Below are 17,421 nucleotides of genomic sequence, written 5' to 3'. Positions count from 1 at the left end.
TGCAGATCAGCGCTTGCCATCTTCGCGTTTGCCACTCTTTGGCACCGGTGCAACGCCGGGGCCGGTAGCGGAGCCGACCTGGTGCCAGCGACGGCCGTCTCGCCCGATCAGCTCGAAGGCGCCGCGCGGGCCGTCTTCTCCGGCGGCGTAGCCTTCGAGCGCCGGGTTCTGCGACCAGGCGTCGAGAAACGGCTGCACGGCGCGCCAGCCGTTCTCGATGGTATCGGCCCGCTGGAACAGCATCTGGTCGCCGGTCAAACAGTCGTAGATGAGCGTTTCGTACCCGGTCACGGCGGGCAGATCGAAGAAGTCTTTGTAGGCGAACCCCATCTTGACCGTGTCCATCTCGAGCTCCGGCCCCGGTCTCTTGGCCTGAAAGTCGAACCACATCCCTTCGTTGGGCTGGATCTGGATGATCAGCCAGTTCGAGGCGGTGCGCTCGATCTCCGTGTCACGGAACTGGGAGTAGGGTGCCGGCTTGAAGCAGATCGCGATTTCCGTATCGCGGGCGCTCATGCGTTTGCCGGTGCGCAGATAGAAGGGCACGCCCATCCAGCGCCAGTTGTCGACCATCACTTTCATGGTGACGAAGGTTTCGGTGTCGTTTTCTGCCTTGACGCCCTCTTCCTCGAGATAGCCGGGTACCGCCTTGCCGTCGAAAGCGCCCGCTTCGTAGCGCCCGCGGGCGGAGTTCTCGGCGGCTTCCTCCACCCGCCAGGGGCGAATCGCGCCGAGGACCTTGGATTTTTCGGCGCGCAGCGCATCGGCACCGAAATAGGCGGGGGGCTCGATCGCCACCATCGCCAATAGCTGAAACAGGTGGTTGGGCACCATGTCTCGCATGGCGCCGGTCTGGTCGTAGAACGCGGCTCGCTTCTCGACGCCGACGGTCTCGGCCGCGGTGATCTGAATATGATCGATGTAGTGATTGTTCCAGAAGGGTTCGAACAGCACGTTGGCGAAGCGCGCTACCAGAATGTTCTGTACCGTTTCCTTGCCCAGGAAATGATCGATTCGGTAGATCTGGTCCTCGCGCATGACCGAGAGCAGCTTGGCATTCAGCGCCTGCGCGGATTCCAGGTCGTGACCGAACGGCTTCTCGACGACCAGGCGGCGGTAGGCACCCTCGGGCTCCTTCATCAGCCCGGCGTGGCCCAGCTGCTGCGCGATGTCGCCGAAAAAGCGTGATCCGGTCGCGCAGTAGAACAGGGCGCTCCCGGTCGGGCTCTCGGCGATGCGCTTCTCGATCCACGCATAGATCGCGGCCTCGGTGAAGTCGCCCTGACGGTAGTGCAGGCGCTGCTCGAACGAGGCCCAGCTCTCGTCGTCGAGCTCGCCACCGCGGCTTTCGGCGTGATTGGCTGCCTGCTTGTCGGCGATGAAATCCTTGAGGTGCCGACGAAAGGAGGCGTCGTCGTGGTCGGCGATGTCGATGCCGACGATGCGCATCTCGGAAGCGATCAGGCCGTCACGATCGAGGTTGAAGAGCGAGGGAATCAGCAGGCGTTTTACCAGATCGCCGCTGGCGCCAAAGATGAACAGCGTCGTGTCGTCGGCGGTGACGGCGTGCTTGTCGGGCGTTTTCACACTCTCTGGCATGGGTGTCTACCTCCGCTTCGGATGGAAACATGATCGCAATCCTGTGTGCTTCGTTCAGCGTAGCCAAAGCCGCGACCCGTCGCCCGACGCCGCAGAAGCCGATGATTTTTCCTATGCTTCGGGGCGAGCGGTCGCTGGAAGAGCCGCCTTGCATACGTTTATCGACAGGGAGATCACTATGAAGGAATCGTCGCAGCACGCCTCGAATCAATCGGGTATCACGCTGCACTTCGGTCACGACGAACTCATCGTGCGCCAGCGCTACGAGGTGTTGAGCATCGTCAATGACATTCTCATCGGTGTCTGGTTCGTCATCGGCAGTGTCTTCTTTTTCTACGAATCGCTGGCCTACGCGGGCACCTGGCTGTTCGTCATCGGCAGCGTGGAGATGCTGATTCGGCCGGTCATTCGTCTGACGCGGAAAATTCACCTCCAGCGCATGAGTGGCGGCCGCCGGGCCCCGGCCGAAGCCGAACACGATTTTTGAGCCACGAGCCACGAGCCACGAATCACGAGTACAGACCTCGAAACTGACATCACTCACCACAGGATGTGGAGACAACGTGAACGACAAGGATGCAGAAACCGATCTCGGCCACATGGACGCGAAGCGTCTCGAACAGCTTTATCGCAGCGGCGAAGCGTCACCTTTAGAGGCGACACGAGCGGCGCTTGCTCGCATCGAGCGCTTCAATCCGGACGTGAATGCGTTCGTGCACGTCGATCATGAAGGCGCGGAGCGGGCGGCCAAGGCCTCCGCGAGACGCTGGGGGCAGGGCAAACCACTGAGTCCCATCGACGGCGTACCGATCTCGATGAAGGATCTTTCCGAAGTGGCGGGCATGCCGGCGCGCGATGGATCGTTGACGACATCGGCCGAGCCTTGCGAGCAGGATTGCCCGCCGGCGCGCATGCTGCGCGAGGCCGGAGCCGTCATTCTGGGCAAGACCAACACCCCGGAGATGGGTTGGAAGGCGGTTACCGACAATCGCGTCTTCGGCGCCACGCGCAATCCCTGGGATACCTCGCTGACACCCGGTGGTTCCTCCGGCGGGGCGGCGGTGGCGGCAGCGCTCAACATGGGCGTGCTGCATCAGGGCGGCGATTCCGGTGGTTCGATACGGATTCCCGCGGCCTTCACCGGCACCTTCGGCTTCAAGCCGACCTACGGCTGGACGCCGCAATGGCCGCCGGCCACGGCACCGACGCTCTCGCACATCGGACCGATCACGCGCAGCGTCGAGGACGCAGTGCGCATGCTCAACGTGATCGGCCGTTATGACTACCGCGACCCCTATGCGACTCGCGGCCAGCCCGAGAACTGGGGCAGCGATCTCGATCAGGATCTGCGCGGATTGCGTATCGCTTTCTCACCGACGCTTGGTTACGCCGAGGTCGATGACCAGATTGCGGCCCGAGTGCGCGAAGCCGCGAAAAACCTGGAGGCATTGGGCGCCGAGGTGGAAGAGGTCCACCCTGGCTTCGAATCGCCGATCGATATCTTCCAGAAGCTCTGGTTCACAGCGTCACTGGATGTCTGGGCCAATAGCGACGCGAAGCAGCGCGAGCTGCTCGATTCAGGTCTCGTCGCCAACGCGCGCACCGCCGAGCAGTGGAGTGCGCTCGAGTTGTTTCGAGCACTGAGCGAACGCGCGCATCTGACCGAAAAGCTCGAGCGCTTCAATCAGCAGTATCACCTGCTGATGACGCCATCGGTACCGATCGAACCGTTCGCGGTCGATCACGAGGTGCCGCCGGGCAGCGGCATGCGCGATTGGGAGGAGTGGGCGCCGTTCTCCTATCCGTTCAACCTGAGCCAGCAGCCGGCCGCGTCGGTACCGTGCGGGTTCACCGAGCGCGGTCTGCCGGTCGGCTTTCAGCTCGCCGGTGGCAAGCACGACGACGTGCGCGTGCTGCGCGCCTGCCACGCCTACATGCAGGCCCATCCGCCGAGATTCCCACGCGTGCCTGACCCGGCGGAAATGGGGTGAGCACAAGGCCGGTTCTCTCGATCTCATAGGTTGGTCGACCAAAGAGGCATGGGGTTCCGGCACCGTTCGGGCTTGAATGAGCAGGCTAAGCATTCAACCTGAAAGGATCAGCGCCGATGAACCGCAAAACTTTGACCGCCATGAGCGCGGGGCTGGCTCTGACGATCGGTGCCGCGAGCGCTCAGGCAGCGACCTATGTCTACGTCTCGAACGCGGACGACGGCATCATCTCGAGCTATACACTGGACCGGGAGCGGGGCCTGCTCGAGCCGCTGGCCAAGACACCGGCCGGTGGTGAGGTGATGCCGATGGCGTTGAGTCCCGACCACCATCATCTCTACGCCGCGCTGCGCGACACGCCGCGGCAGGTGGTGAGTTACCGTCTCGATGCCAGCAGTGGCGCGTTGAGCCGTCAAGGTACGGGGGCGCTGCCGGCCAGCATGGCCAATATCGATGTCGATCCAAGCGGTCATACCCTGTTCGCCGCCTCCTATGGCGATGATCTTCTCAGCGTCAGCCCCATCGACGCCCGGGGTGTTGTCGGCGACGCGCAGAAGACGCTGCCGACGGGGCGCCGGGCGCACGCCATGCATGCCTCGCCCGACGGTCGATTCGCCTACGCGACCAACCTGGGTGACGACCAACTCGTCCAGTATCGGTTCGATGCCGACACCGGCCATCTGACGCCGCTGGCCCCGGCGTCGGTGGCAACGCCATCGCAGACCGGGCCCCGCCATTTCGTGTTCTCGTCCGATGGGCGTTTCGTCTACGTGCTGGGAGAGTTCTCTGGCGCGGTCACGACCTACGCCTATGATGCGCAGAGCGGTCAGCTCACGGCACTGGGTACGGCTACGGGTATCCCTGCGGATTCGGGTCTGATCCGCGGCATGGCTCGCGAAGATATCCCGGCCGGAGACGATACGCCGCGTATCTGGGCCGCGGACATTCACACCACGCCCGACGGGCGACATGTCTATATCAGCGAGCGCACGCGCAGCCGTATCAGCGCTTTTGCCGCCGATCCGGAAACCGGACGGTTGACCTTCCTGCGCACGACGAAGGTCGAGAAGCAACCACGCGGGTTCAATATCGATCCGAGCGGGCGGTTCATGGTGGTTTCCGGCCAGCTGGACGATGACATCGGGCTTTATCGCATTACGCCGCAGAGCGGTGAGCTTACACGCATCGGCGAGGCGCCGACCGGCAAGAACGCCAACTGGGTCGAGATCGTCAGCTTCGACGACCGAGGCGACTGACGGTCTCGTCGGCGGGCTTTTCTTTCGAGAGGCTCCGCCACCCCGCCTAGACGCTCTGCCAATCCCTCAAGACGCTCTGCGACCCGGTCGAGGCGCTCTGCCAAGAAATGCACGGGAGCGGCCCACGAATTCGTCGGGGCGACTACGCTTGAACAGGCCATCGCTTCTCGCGATGGCCTGTCATCGTTTCGGGCCAGGTCTCATCACGGCCGGGCGCTCGAATCTTTCCTGCACGTTTCGTTATCGTGTCCGATCGCGAAAGGAGTCGCATCATGAGCCAGAACGTGGCCGAGATCATCGTCGAGACGCTCGCCCAGGCCGGCGCTAAACGCTGTTACGGCGTCGTCGGCGATACCATCAATCACTTCACCGACGCCATTCGGCGCAGCGACGTCGACTGGGTACACGTGCGCCACGAGGAAGTCGGCGGCTTTGCCGCTGGCGGCGAAGCCTACATGACCCGCGAGCTGACGCTGTGCGCCGGCACCTGCGGCCCGGGCACACTGCACTTCGTCAACGGCCTGTTCGAGGCCCATCGCAGTGGCGCGCCGGTGGTTCTAATCGCCTCGCAGGTGGCGACCGGCGACACCGGCGTCGGCTTCCCGCAGGATGTCGATCCCAAACCGATCTACGACCAGTACAGCGTGTTCTGCGAGTCGGTCATCAATCCCGAGCAGGCGCGACGGATGACGGCGCTGGCGGCACAGGCGGCGCTGTCGAAGAATGGCGTGGCCGTATTGATCGTTCACGGCGATCTGTTCACCCAGACGCCGAGTCAGGATCTGCCCTACCGCGCGCATCGGTTCGACCCGGTCGTGCGACCGAACGCCGAAGAGCTGGTGCCGGCGATCCGGGCGCTCAACGCTGGCGGCAAGATCTCGATCTACGCTGGCTTTGGCTGCGAACATGCAAGACACGAGGTGATGGCGCTGGCCGCGAAGCTCAACGCGCCGGTCGCCTGGACCTCGCGGGCGAAGGACTTCATCCAGCCGGACAACCCCTTCGAGGTCGGCATGACCGGGGTCTTCGGCCTCGCTGGCGGTTATCACGCGGTCGCCGATTGTGACACGCTGCTGCTGCTCGGCTGCAGCTTCGCCTGGACCCAGTTCTACCCGGAGAAGGCGACGATCATTCAGGTGGATATCGACCCGCAGCAGATCGGCAAGCGCCATCCGGTCGATGTCGGCCTGGTCGGCAGCGTGCGCGATACCTGCGCGGCGATCGCCCAGATCGTCGACGAGCAGACCGATACGCGCTGGCTGGAGCACTGTCGCCATCAGTACCACAAGGCGCTGGAGCGCGATGCGCACGAGTCGATGGATGACGCCCTCATTCATCCGCAGGAGCTGACGCTGGCGCTCGATGAGGCGGCGCACGATGACGCCTTCTTCACCGCCGATGCCGGCAGCCCGATGGTGTGGATGCTGCGCCATATCGAGTCGCGTGGGCAGCGGCGGACGCTCTCGAGCCTGGTGCATGGCACCATGGCCAATGCTTACCCGCAGGCGATCGGCATTCAGAAGGCGTTTCCCGAGCGTCAGGTGATCGCGATGTGCGGCGACGGCGGCATGACGATGCTGATGGGCGATCTGCTGACGCTAAAACAGGAGAAGGTGCCGCTCAAGATCGTCGTCTATAACAACAGCTCTCTCGGCTTCGTCGAGCTGGAACAGAAGGTCGATGGCCTGCTGGACAGCTATACCGATCTCGAGAATCCGGACTTCGCGCTGGTGGCGCAGTCGATCGGTCTATGGGGACGCCGCGTCGAAGCGGAGCATGAGCTCAAGCACGCCGTCGCCGAATGGCTGACGCATCCGGGCCCCGCCATTCTCGACGTCAAGGTCAACCGGATGGAGCTGGTCATGCCGCCGAAGGTCGAGCCGGGGCAGGTCGTGTCGACCGCGCTCTACTCCGGCAAGGCGGTTCTCAATGGGCGGATGACCGATGTCGTCGATCTGGTGAAGAGCAATTTCTGGAAATGACGGCGAGCGAGTCGTGGCAACTGCAGCCGGTACCATGACCCGGCGGTAGTTCTTCTGGGAGATCTGACAGCGGCGCCCAATTTCCGGGCGCCGTTATCCTTCGGGGCGTCGTTCATGCGCCGGCCTGGAGACGGCAATCCAGCCATGTCAATGCGCCTTTTCGCGTATCGGTTAGCGAGATAATAAATGTATGATGTATGACTGAAACCGGATGATTTGCCGGCCTCTCGCGTCTCTCATTCGTCTTTCTCGCGGCTTTGCTCACAGGCATCTTCCACTGGCTCTACCCGGATGGTCGCTCCTTCGGCGGCGCCGGGAGATCACATGTCTTCAATACGTTAACGGGAACCTTCGTCCATGGATCTCACGAGTTCGTCGATCTTTGCCTTTCTCGGCGTCATTCTCATCGATATCGTTCTGTCCGGGGACAATGCCGTGATCATCGGTACCATTGCCGCTGGCTTGCCCGACAAGCAGCGTGACAAGGCCATCGCCGCCGGCATGGCGGTCGCGGTGATCGCGAGAATCCTGCTGTCGCTGATTGCCGCCTGGCTCTTGACCATTCCCGGCCTGCAGGTCGTCGGGGGTTTGCTCCTACTCTACGTTGCCCGGGGCATGTACAAGGATATTCGCGGCGGCGACGAAGAGGGAGCGAGCAAGGCGCCGAGAAGCTTCGGCCGCGCAATGCTCGCCATCATCCTGGCGGATCTCAGCATGAGTCTCGACAATGTGCTCGCGGTCGCGGGTACCGCAACCGGTCATTGGGCGGCCTTGATGTTCGGTCTGCTGTTGTCGGTGGCGATCATGGCCTTCGCCGCGGCCCTCGTCGCGCGGCTGGTCGAGAAGCATGCCTGGATCGCCTGGGTCGGACTGGTCTTCGTGCTGTTTGTCGCCGTGCGTATGCTGGTGGAGGGAACGCCGGAACTGATGGCGATGGTGCAGTGAGGTCCCGAAAACCTTACTGCGGCCGCAAGGCAGGCGCTGGCTAGCAGGCCGGACCCTACTGATGGACCGGGTCTTGCGAGCCGGCCAGCCGCCGGCGATAGAAGCGCGTGTCTACCGCCATGCGCGGGAAGTGGTCCGGCAGTGCTTCGGCCTCGACGAGCTCGAAGCCGTGTTTTTCATAGAAACGATGAGCACCGACGAATTGTGCGGTGGTACCGAGCCAGATCGTCTCGATGGCGTAGCGATCGGCGTGCGCAAGCAACGTCTCGAGCAGCTGCCGCGCTGCTCCGCTGGCGCCTCCGCGGTACGCCTCGGCGACGAACATCTTGCGTAGCGCGGCCTGCCCGTTGTCGAACGCCTTCAGGCCGATCGTTCCCACGATCCGGTCTCCCGCCATTGCGACCCAGAAACCACCGCTCTGCTGCTGGTAAAAGCCGGGAATATCGCCGAGATCCGGCTGGTCGGCTGCCGTGATCTCGATACCGAACTCCTGTTGTTGAATCGGCAGGATCAGGTCGATGACGCCCTGACGGTGAGCGGGCGTGAACGGCGTGATGATGACGGGCATGTGATGCTCCTGCGGCGATGAACTCGGAGCGCCATCGTAATCCGAAAGCAAGCCGCCGGCGCGCTCAACTGGTGGCGGGCGTCGTCTGGGCATGGACGCTGCGGTCTTCACCGTCATCGCTGACGTCGATATCCACCTCGACCATCATGCCGGGGCCGATCAGTTCGGTGGGGCCGTCATCGAAGCGGATGCGCACCGGAATGCGCTGGGTGATCTTGGTGAAATTGCCCGACGGGTTCGGGTCCGGCAGCAGCGCGAACTGGCTCGTCGCGGCGCGGCCGATGATGGCGACGTGGCCGCTGAAAGTCCGATCAGGAAAGGCGTCGACGGTGATGGAGACGGGCTGTCCAACCCGCAGCGAGCCAACGTCGGTCTCCTTGACGTTGGCTTCGACCCAGAGTTTCGAGGGATCGTGCATCATCAGGATCGGCTGCCCGGCGCTGACGTATTCGCCGGGGTCGATCAGGGTCTTGTTGATGACGCCATCGGTGGGGCTCTTGACCTCGAGGTCGCGGATTCTCAACTGCTCTTCATCGAGTCTGGCCTTGGCCTCGGCCAGCTCCTGACGTGCGATCTGCAGCTCCTGACGCATGACCGTGGGGTTGGGCAGAGGCACCTGCACGCCGTTGAGGAAGCCGACGCGCGCATTGTTCGCCTGCGCCTGGCTGACGGCAACCTCCTGCTCAGCCTGGTGATGCTCGGCCAGCGCGGCCTGGTAGGCGTAGTAGTCCTGGTCGCGGCGCTGCTGAGATACCGAGTTCTTGCGGTAGAGCGTATCGGAGCGGCGATAGTCGCGCTCGGCCTGTGTCAGGCGCGCACCGGCGGCTTTCTCGGCGGCCTTGCTGGCGTCGAGCTCTTCTTTGGTAATGTCGATCCCGCCCTGGTACTGCTGCTTGGCCAGTTCGAGTCGTGCGGACTCGTAATCCACGCGCGCCTGGTGCGTTGCGGCGTTGGCTTCCAGCGCCTTCAGCTTGCGCTGGTCCGGTTCGCTATAGAGAGAGGCGACAGGATCGCCTGCGCTAAGGGTCTCGCCCTCGGTCAGGTCGAATCGGGTCACGCGGCCGTCGAGCCGACTGCTGACGGTGATCTGATCGGCCATCACGCGGGCGTCCTGCACGCTGACGTGGGTCAGGCGATGCGCGACCGCGAAGCCGATCCAGATCAGGCAGGCGATGACGATCAGCGCCAGAACCAGCAGCTTGGTGGAACGGGGCAGGCGTCGCTTGGGAGAAGAGTCGGCGGTCATGCGCGAAAGGGTCCTTCAGCGGTCGGAGAGGGATTCGAAGGTAGCGGCAGGCTCAGGTACGGGGCAGCCCGCGCCAGCGGCTCAGCAGCAGCGAGGGCACGACGACCAGAAACAGGCTGCCGATCAATATCCAGAAGCCATCCTGATAGGCGAGGATCGACGCCCAGATCGTCTCGATACGCTCCATCAGGTAGCCAGCCATCGCCTGCTGCTGAGTATCGGGCACGCCAAGCCGAGCGGTGAGATCGGCCAGCTGGTCGAGCTGCTGGCGGGCAATCGCGTTGCCGGCATTGACGCCGGCGTTCAGGCTCTGGCCGTGGTAGGCGCTCTGACGATCGAGCAGGATCACCAGTCCGGCGGTGCCCAGCGCGCCGCCGAGCTGAAGCGCAAAGTTGATCGCCCCCGAACCATGGCCCATCAGATGAACGGGCAAGCCCGCGATGGCGTTGGAGAGCGTCGGCGGCGGGAAGGCGGCCATGCCGACCGACAGCACAGCCATGGCCATGGCGAGATAGAAAAACGAGGTGTTCCAGTCCATCTGCGCCATCAGCCAAACGGAGAGCAGTGCGCAGCCAAGGCCCGGCAGGGTGATCCAGTGCGGCGGATAGCGATCACTCAGCCAGCCCACCAGCGGCACGAGCACGGCGAGAACCAGCGTCGAGGGCAGGAAGATCTTGCCGGCGGAGATCGGGCTGTAGTGCAGCACCGCCTGCACGAACTGCGGCAGCAGATACATGATGCCGTAGAAGGTACCGCCGAACAGGCACATCGCCAGCGTGCCGACGATGAAAGTGCGATCGCGAAAGATCGCCAGATCGAGCAGTGGATGCGCGGTACGATTCTGCCAGGCGACGAAACCGGCGCCAGTCAGCGTGGCGATCAGGATCAGTTCCGGCACCCGAGGGTCATACCAGCCCCAGCGCTGGCCGTTGGAGAGCGCGGCAAGCAGCGAGAAGACTGCGACGAACAGCATGATCACGCCGGCCCAGTCGAACGGCGGACGCGGTCCCTTGTGCTCACGTGAGGGCAGAAAGAAGAAGCCCATGGCGATCGCGGCGGCGCAGATCGGCAGCGTGACGAAAAAGACGTAGCGCCAGGTGAAATGCTCGACCAGCCAGCCGCCGATCACGGTAGCGAGCGTCAGCGGCAGGCCGAGGCACATGCCGTACATGGCCGTGGCCATGCCGCGACCTTCGGGCGGGTAGGCGGCGAACAGCGCCTGCATCGCCACCGGGCGGATCAGTCCGGTCATGCCGCCCTGAACGATACGGGCGGCGACCAGGGCGGCCATGCCCTGGCCGAGTCCGCCGAGAATGGAGGCCGCGATGAAAGCCAGCAGCAGACCGATGAAGGTGGCGCGCTGGCCGACGGCCGCAACCAGCCACGGCGCGACCAGCAGCGAGACCGTCGTCGAGGCGAGAAACCCGGTGGAGAGCCACTGTACCTGGGAGTCGCTCATGCCGAAGGCGCCCTTGATGTACGGTATGGCGACGTTGACGATGGTGATCGACATGCCCAGCGCCACGAGACCGAGCATCACGGTCAGCGTCACCCACAGCTTGTAACGGGGGCCATAGCGTTCGAACAGATGCTCGACTTGCGTCATGTTCCTTCGTGATCTCTTGTCGCGTGCGTCCTCTGGTCAGGACGTCGGAATAAGGGCTCGGCCGGCATTGCCGCCGAGTCTTTGCAGCCGAGTCTTCGTCTTAGCTGTATGGGCCGAGTGGGTCATCCGCCGGCGCCAATGTGCGGACGTAACCTCGGTGCCAGGTCACGGCGGCGTCATGCTAGTCGTACCGAGCTGATAGTGGTTATGGGGCGGACTCGTCCCGACCGAAGCAGACAAATCGATAACGCGTCTATCTTTTGCCCGCTAATCAATTATCCCGATGCTGGCGGCGGGTACAAGAGGGATAAGACCAAGGTCGTAAGTGTCGCCAGGCGCCCTGCGGGCCTTCATGGGTGGGGGTGAACACGGGCTCGTGTCGTCTATGCTAAGAGGCGACATTCACCGACGGCAGGGGCGTGTCATCGTTCTGGCCGCGCCGTCATCATCCTGGGAGAACATCATGTCGATGCCCGATTCTCCGGTCTGGTTCATCACCGGCTGCTCCACCGGCTTCGGCCGCGAACTCGCTCGTCTGATCATCGATCAGGGCGGCAGCGTCGTCGTGTCCGCTCGCGCTCGCGAACGTGTCGCCGATCTGGTCGAAGGCGCCGAGGACCGCGCGCTGGCCCTGGCGCTCGATGTCACCGACCCGAACCAGATCACCGCGGCTGTTGCCGCCGCAGAGGCGAAATTCGGCCGCCTCGATGTCCTGGTCAACAATGCCGGCTACGGCTATCAGGCGTCGGTGGAAGAGGGCGAGGAGTCGGCGATTCGCGCCCAGTTCGATGCCAACGTCTTCGGGCTTTTCGCCATGACGCGGGCGGTATTGCCCGGCATGCGCCAGCGGCGTGCGGGCCATATCATCAGCATCAGCTCGGTCGCCGGGTTCATCGGCTTCCCGGGGTCCGGCTATTACGCGGCAAGCAAGCATGCCGTGGAGGGGTGGTCGGATTCGCTCAAGGCCGAGGTCGAACCGCTCGGTATCCGCGTTACCTGCGTCGAGCCGGGGCCGTTCCGTACGGATTGGGCCGGGCGCTCGCTGCAGCAGACGCCGAGCCGGATCGATGACTACGCCGAGACCGCCAAGGCGCGTATGGCCGGTACCAGTGAAGGCAGCGGCAAGCAGCCGGGCGACCCGCGCCGCGCTGCCCAGACGATGATCGATCTGGTCGCGCACCCCGAACCGCCTCGCCATCTGGTGCTGGGCGCCTGGGGTGTCGGCAAGGTCACCGAGCATCTCGAGCAGACGCTTGAGGAAGTGCGTGCCTGGGGCGAGGTCGGAGCTGGCACCGATTACCCGGATTCGTGATCTTGCGTTACGCGCCAGCGTGACAGTACCGATAACGAGAACGCCCCTCCTGAGAGGGGCGTTCGTCGTCTACGAGGCACGCTTTGTGATAGCAGCGCTCGTTTTGTGATGATAGCGCTCGTTGCGAAATCGGCGCTTAACCGCGTGCCTCGGCCAGCTCCTCGCTGGAAGCCGGGTGCGGGTTGAGCACCCGCGAGCCCCGGAAACCGTAGAAGGCAATGAACAGATAGCAGAGCAGCGGCAGGATGAAAGCGTGATGGATACCGACCGTATCGGCGATCGCCCCCTGCGCCACCGGCAGGATGGCACCGCCGACGATCGCCATGATCAGAAGGCTCGAGGCCTTGCTGGTCAGCGGGCCCAGCTTGGCGATGCCGAGCGTGAAGATGGTGGGGAACATGATCGAGTTGAATAGCCCGATGGCGACGATGCTCCACATCGCGACATGGCCGGAGGTCAGCATGGTAGTGACCACCAGCAGCGCCGCGACGATCGCGAAGAGGCCGAGCAGCAGGCTGGGGCGAATCTTCTGCATCAGCGCCGAGCCGATGAAGCGGCCGATCATCGCGCCGCCCCAGTAGTAGGCTACGTAGCTTGCTGCGGCGCTCTCGCTCATGCCGCCGATATCCGGCAGCGACAGGTAGTTGATCATGAAGCTGCCGATCGAGACCTCGGCGCCGACGTAGCAGAAAATGCCGATCACGCCGAATAGCACGTGAGGGTGACGCAGCGCCTGGGCGGCGGTGACGTTGTCCCGGGGGCTGTCGTCACGCGCCTGATCCTTGAAGTTGGGCAGCTTCCAGAGATAGATCACCACGGCGAGCACGGCGAGTACGGCCGCGAGCAGCAGATAGGGCGTCTGTACGCTCTGCGCCTGCTGCACGCGGTAGGCCATGCGGTCAGCCTGGGACATGTCGGCCAGTTCGCTGGCGCCGAGCACGGCCGCACCGAGAATCAGCATGCCACCGAAGTAAGGGGCGATCGTCGTGCCAAGCGAATTGAAGGCCTGCGCCAGATTGAGTCGGCTGGAGGCGGAGCCTTCCGGGCCAAGCATGCTGACGTACGGATTGGCCGCGACCTGCAGCATGGTGACGCCGCTCGCCAGGACGAACAGCGCGGTCAGGAACAGCGGGTAGGAGGGCGCCTTCGCGGCAGGATAGAACATCACCGCGCCGACGGCGGCGATCAGCAGGCCCAGACTGATGGCGTTCTTGTAGCCGACCTTCGCCAGTAGCTTGCCCATCGGCAGCGACATGATGAAGTAAGCACCGAAGAAGGTGAACTGGATCAGCATGGTCTGGGTGTAATTCAGCGAGAACACCGCTTTGAGGTGAGGGATCAGAATGTCGTTGAGGCAGGTAATGAATCCCCACATGAAGAAGATCGTCGTCACGACGACCAGCGCGCTGCGGTAATTCGTCTGTGGCCTTGCTGGCATGATCGTTTTCCTGTTCGTTCTATCCGTTTGCCCTGTTGGCGCATCCATTCGATCACGAGTCATTGGCGTGTCGATCGAGTGCTCCGACGTGGAGCTTGGATCTTCCATCACGGGAGCCGATACCATCGATATCGCGTCTGGACATCGCCGTGAAGGAATCCCCCTGAATCGTTTCAGCGACCGCGTGGGCGCTGATGATGCATCAAGCGAGGTCGCTTATAAAGCGGTGCTTTAATGATTAGAACGATAAGTGAATGAGCGCCATTTATCGGTCATCTCTTGGTGGAATTGACTCGCCGTCAGTTCCATGAACGATTTTGCGTTAACTTTCAGAACAGCAGTTTCATCAATCGATAATCGGCCGCTTTATTGATGTTTATGTTGTTATTTTACGACTCACGAGCACTGCCAAAAGTGACGGTGAACATGACTGAATCGGCGTCGTCGATCACGACCTTTGTGCAGGACGTCGCTTGTTGGCGACGCGAAGAGACTCTATACCTTCAGGTGAGGCCGCCAATTAGGCGGCGACTGATTGACTCCATGAGGAATTCAATCTCGCATCGCCGAAATGGACTTCGGAATCCCGATATCTCACCGACAAGGAGCGTTTTTCGCCATGCTGACCTTCTGGTCCTGGATCTTTCTGCTGCTGGGCATCGCCACGGCCATCGCCATCGCCATCGACGTGTCGAAGCGACCGCAACCTATGGCGGTCATGAATGTGACCTGGCCGATTACCGGGCTCTACATGCCGCTCGTCGGCTGGTGGGCCTACCTCAAGATGGGACGGGCGCCGCTCAAGTCCGAACAGCATGGTGGGCATCAAGGGCATCAGCATGCCGATCACGAACATGAATCTCGCGGGCACGACGCGCATGATCACGGCCCGCATCAGGAGAACTCCCACCACGGGGATTCCCGCCGAGACGGCTCTGATCACCAGGGTTCTCATCACGAGGGTTCTCAACACGAGGGTTCTCAACACCCGGGGCATGGATCGCACGCGCATCATCACGGTGGGGACAAACCCAAATGGCAAAGCGTATTCGTCGGCGTCACGCACTGCGGTGGCGGCTGCACGCTGGGCGATTCGGTCGCGGCGCCAATCGTCGCGCTCACCGGCTTCACGGTATTGGGCTCGACGCTGCTCGGGCACTTCGTTGGCGCGTTCATCGGGGCCTATCTATTCGGCCTGGCGTTTCAGATTCTCCCTGCGATGGAGATGGGCGAGAAGAATCTCGCGCGTGCGTTCGTCAACGCCGTCAAGGCGGATACCGTCTCGCTGGTGGCCTTCGAGATCGGCATGTTCGCCTGGCTGACCATCGCTTTCCTGCTGATTCTGCCGCAGGAGCCGCCCGTTGCCTCCGCGACCTACTGGTTCATGATGCAGATCGCCATGCTCATCGGTTTCGCGACGTCCTATCCGGCCAATTGGTGGCTGATCAGTCGCGGTATCAAGCATGGCATGTGAGAGGCGCATTCGGCGTCACTTGCGCGAGGCGCCAGCCGTAGCGTCGATCAGCGTTTCGAGCTGGCGTATCAGCGCGTCATTGGTGCTGACGTCGCCCAGGTGCTCATAGAGCGCGGCGAAGCCTTCGAAGGCGCGTCGTCCAGCCACATCGTTGCCCTGGGGATCGGCGGCGTCGAGAAAGTCGGCGATCTCGCGCATTTCAGGATGCCAGCGCCACGCCTTGGGCAGCATGTCCGGTATGCCATGATCGATGCGCTCGATCACCTCCGGCAGGCTGTGGGCGAGCTCGCCACGCAGCGCTTCCCCCGCGCCGCTACGGCCGGCGGCAAGCAGCATGATCGTGGTCAGCGCCGTCATGCCCTTGTTGATACCGGCAAAGCACATCTTGAGCGCCGATGCGCTCCCGATGCCGCCGTCGAGTATTCGAACGTCGAGACCGTACGACGACAGTTTCGCCAGAGCCGGGGCGTTCTCGCCGGCGGCATAGATACGCGGTGTCTTCGTCTCGGAAGGTGGGGGGCCGATAATGCCACCGTCGACGAACGCGCTGCCGCTGTCGCTGACGATGCGTTCGATCCGGGCCAGCGTCGCCGTACTGACGGCGTTCAGATCGCAGTAGACGGGTGGTGTCTCGGTCTGCGTGATAAACGGTGCCAGCCGTTCGGCGAGTGCTGCCGCTTCGGCCGGCGGCACCACCGAGAGCAGCAGGTCGGCCTGCATCAGTGACGCCAGCGGCACATTTTTCAGGTCCGCTGCCCGCGCGCGTTCGAGGCTCGCCGCGCTGCAGCCCTCGAGGCAGGTCCAGACATCGAGACCGTGATCGGTCAGGCGGCGGCCGATGGCAGCGCCCATGGCGCCTGGCGCGATCAGAGCGACTGTCGGGGACATGGCGTTTGACTCCTGTAGATGGCGACAATTTCTTGTATGACAAATAGCGTCGTGCGGGACAGCTTGATGGCGATGTCGAGACTTCACCATACCGCTTCCGTCGTACGACGCACCCCGACCGACGATGCCGGAGATCATGATGGCGCTAGCGCTCCCGTTAGCTCGAGCGAGGCACGACTTTTGTCGATGAGACGTTTTGCCTATAGTGGAACGATACCGTTAGCTAACTACAGATCCCCACGAGGTAAATGTCATGTCCGATTCTCGCAGTGTCGCCGTTCTTGGTTTGGGCGCCATGGGCCACGCCTTTGCCGCCAACTTGCTCGGAGCCGGCTTCCGGGTGGCCGTCTGGAATCGTTCGCCGGGCAAGGCGGACGGTCTGGTGGCGGCCGGGGCTCGCGAAGCGGATTCTGCCGCCGATGCGGTGACGGATGCCGCGGCGGTGATCGCGATGCTGCCGGATCTCGCCGTCACGCGGGACGTGCTGCTGGGCGACGCCGGTGCGCTGCAGGCGATGCCGCAGGATTCGCTGCTGATTCAGATGGGCACGCTCGGTGTAGCCGAGACCGATCGCCTGATCGCCGAGGTCGGTGAAAGCCGCGCCGATGTGATCTTCGTCGACGCGCCGGTCTCCGGCACCAAAGCGCCGGCCGAGCAGGGCGCCGTCACGGTGCTCGCCAGCGGCGACCGTGACAAGGCCGGGCCGGTGGCCGATCCGATCTTCGATGTGCTGGGCAAGAAGACCCAGTGGCTGGGGCATGCCGGTCAGGGCGCGCGCATGAAGATCGTCGTCAATGCCTGGTTGATCGCCATGATGCAGGGTATCGCGGAGACGTCACGCCTGGCCGAGACGCTCGGTTTCTCGACCGATGACCTCTGGCAGACGCTGGATGGCGGGCCACTGGCGAGTCCCTACACCAAGGTCAAGCTCGATGCGATCGGCAGCGGCAATTTCGACGCGCAGATGGCGCTGCAGTGGGGGCTGAAAGACGCCGGCCTGGCGCTGGAAGCCGGTGGCGAGAACGCCATGCCCTCGCTCGCGCAGATTCGCAATCTGTGGTCCGACGCCGTCAGTGCCGGCCACGGAGAGCAGGATATCGCCTCGATCTACGCCTT

14 protein-coding genes are annotated in these 17,421 nt (G+C 63.3%); 8 read left to right on the top strand and 6 right to left on the bottom strand.

Translation table 11 applies throughout. The features are described 5' to 3' along the window. Window positions 1-6: 6 nt before the first annotated feature. Window positions 7-1,599 (bottom strand): glucose-6-phosphate dehydrogenase, encoded by a 1,593-nt coding sequence (zwf, locus tag IE125_RS06880; protein ID WP_189443927.1) that lies wholly within the window; start codon window positions 1,597-1,599, stop codon window positions 7-9. Window positions 1,600-1,777: 178 nt separating this feature from the next. Between zwf and IE125_RS06875 the strand changes: the two genes are divergently transcribed. The 5 genes from IE125_RS06875 (at window position 1,778) to IE125_RS06855 (ending at window position 7,773) form a co-directional block, all read left to right on the top strand. After that, entirely contained in the window at window positions 1,778-2,086 is a 309-nt protein-coding gene (locus tag IE125_RS06875) for a YrhK family protein (protein WP_189443926.1), read from the top strand. Between the two features lie 76 nt (window positions 2,087-2,162). Then, a complete protein-coding gene (locus tag IE125_RS06870; RefSeq protein WP_229808969.1) occupies window positions 2,163-3,590 on the top strand; it encodes an amidase in 1,428 nt (475 codons plus the stop codon). 116 nt (window positions 3,591-3,706) lie between these two features. Further along, a complete protein-coding gene (locus IE125_RS06865) occupies window positions 3,707-4,846 on the top strand; it encodes a lactonase family protein (RefSeq protein ID WP_189443925.1) in 1,140 nt (379 codons plus the stop codon). A gap of 272 nt (window positions 4,847-5,118) precedes the next feature. After that, window positions 5,119-6,828, top strand: coding sequence for a thiamine pyrophosphate-dependent enzyme (locus tag IE125_RS06860; protein ID WP_189443924.1), 1,710 nt, complete (start codon window positions 5,119-5,121; stop codon window positions 6,826-6,828). Window positions 6,829-7,185: 357 nt separating this feature from the next. After that, window positions 7,186-7,773 carry a YjbE family putative metal transport protein gene (locus tag IE125_RS06855; RefSeq protein ID WP_189443923.1) on the top strand — a complete coding sequence of 196 codons (588 nt, stop codon included), beginning with the start codon at window positions 7,186-7,188 and terminating at the stop codon, window positions 7,771-7,773. A gap of 55 nt (window positions 7,774-7,828) precedes the next feature. Here the strand turns inward: IE125_RS06855 and IE125_RS06850 are convergent, their stop codons facing one another. From IE125_RS06850 to IE125_RS06840, 3 genes are all read right to left on the bottom strand, one after another. Then, window positions 7,829-8,341 (bottom strand): GNAT family N-acetyltransferase, encoded by a 513-nt coding sequence (locus IE125_RS06850; RefSeq protein ID WP_189443922.1) that lies wholly within the window; start codon window positions 8,339-8,341, stop codon window positions 7,829-7,831. Between the two features lie 64 nt (window positions 8,342-8,405). Beyond that, window positions 8,406-9,587 carry an HlyD family secretion protein gene (locus IE125_RS06845; protein WP_189443921.1) on the bottom strand — a complete coding sequence of 394 codons (1,182 nt, stop codon included), beginning with the start codon at window positions 9,585-9,587 and terminating at the stop codon, window positions 8,406-8,408. 52 nt (window positions 9,588-9,639) lie between these two features. Continuing rightward, entirely contained in the window at window positions 9,640-11,193 is a 1,554-nt protein-coding gene (locus IE125_RS06840; RefSeq protein ID WP_189443920.1) for a DHA2 family efflux MFS transporter permease subunit, read from the bottom strand. 463 nt (window positions 11,194-11,656) lie between these two features. Here IE125_RS06840 and IE125_RS06835 point away from each other — a divergent pair, with 463 nt between their 5' ends. Further along, on the top strand, window positions 11,657-12,505 hold the full coding sequence (locus IE125_RS06835) for an oxidoreductase (RefSeq protein ID WP_189443919.1): 849 nt from the start codon (window positions 11,657-11,659) through the stop codon (window positions 12,503-12,505). 136 nt (window positions 12,506-12,641) lie between these two features. On the opposite strand, the gene fucP is transcribed toward IE125_RS06835, so the two are convergent. Beyond that, on the bottom strand, window positions 12,642-13,943 hold the full coding sequence (gene fucP, locus IE125_RS06830; RefSeq protein ID WP_189443918.1) for an L-fucose:H+ symporter permease: 1,302 nt from the start codon (window positions 13,941-13,943) through the stop codon (window positions 12,642-12,644). Between the two features lie 619 nt (window positions 13,944-14,562). Here fucP and IE125_RS06825 point away from each other — a divergent pair. Next, the gene (locus IE125_RS06825) at window positions 14,563-15,417 is read left to right on the top strand and encodes a DUF4396 domain-containing protein (protein WP_229808968.1); all 855 of its coding nucleotides are present in this window, start codon (window positions 14,563-14,565) and stop codon (window positions 15,415-15,417) included. 15 nt (window positions 15,418-15,432) lie between these two features. Here the strand turns inward: IE125_RS06825 and IE125_RS06820 are convergent, their stop codons facing one another. After that, window positions 15,433-16,305 (bottom strand): DUF1932 domain-containing protein, encoded by an 873-nt coding sequence (locus tag IE125_RS06820; RefSeq protein WP_189443917.1) that lies wholly within the window; start codon window positions 16,303-16,305, stop codon window positions 15,433-15,435. A gap of 253 nt (window positions 16,306-16,558) precedes the next feature. On the opposite strand from IE125_RS06820, the gene IE125_RS06815 reads away from it, so the two are divergent. Continuing rightward, the coding region (locus IE125_RS06815) for an NAD(P)-dependent oxidoreductase (protein WP_189443916.1) at window positions 16,559-17,421 on the top strand (863 nt) is incomplete at its 3' end.

It is taken from the genome of Salinicola rhizosphaerae (assembly GCF_014652715.1).
Classification (GTDB): domain Bacteria; phylum Pseudomonadota; class Gammaproteobacteria; order Pseudomonadales; family Halomonadaceae; genus Salinicola; species Salinicola rhizosphaerae.
This window is presented reverse-complemented; position numbering and strand designations above follow the sequence as displayed.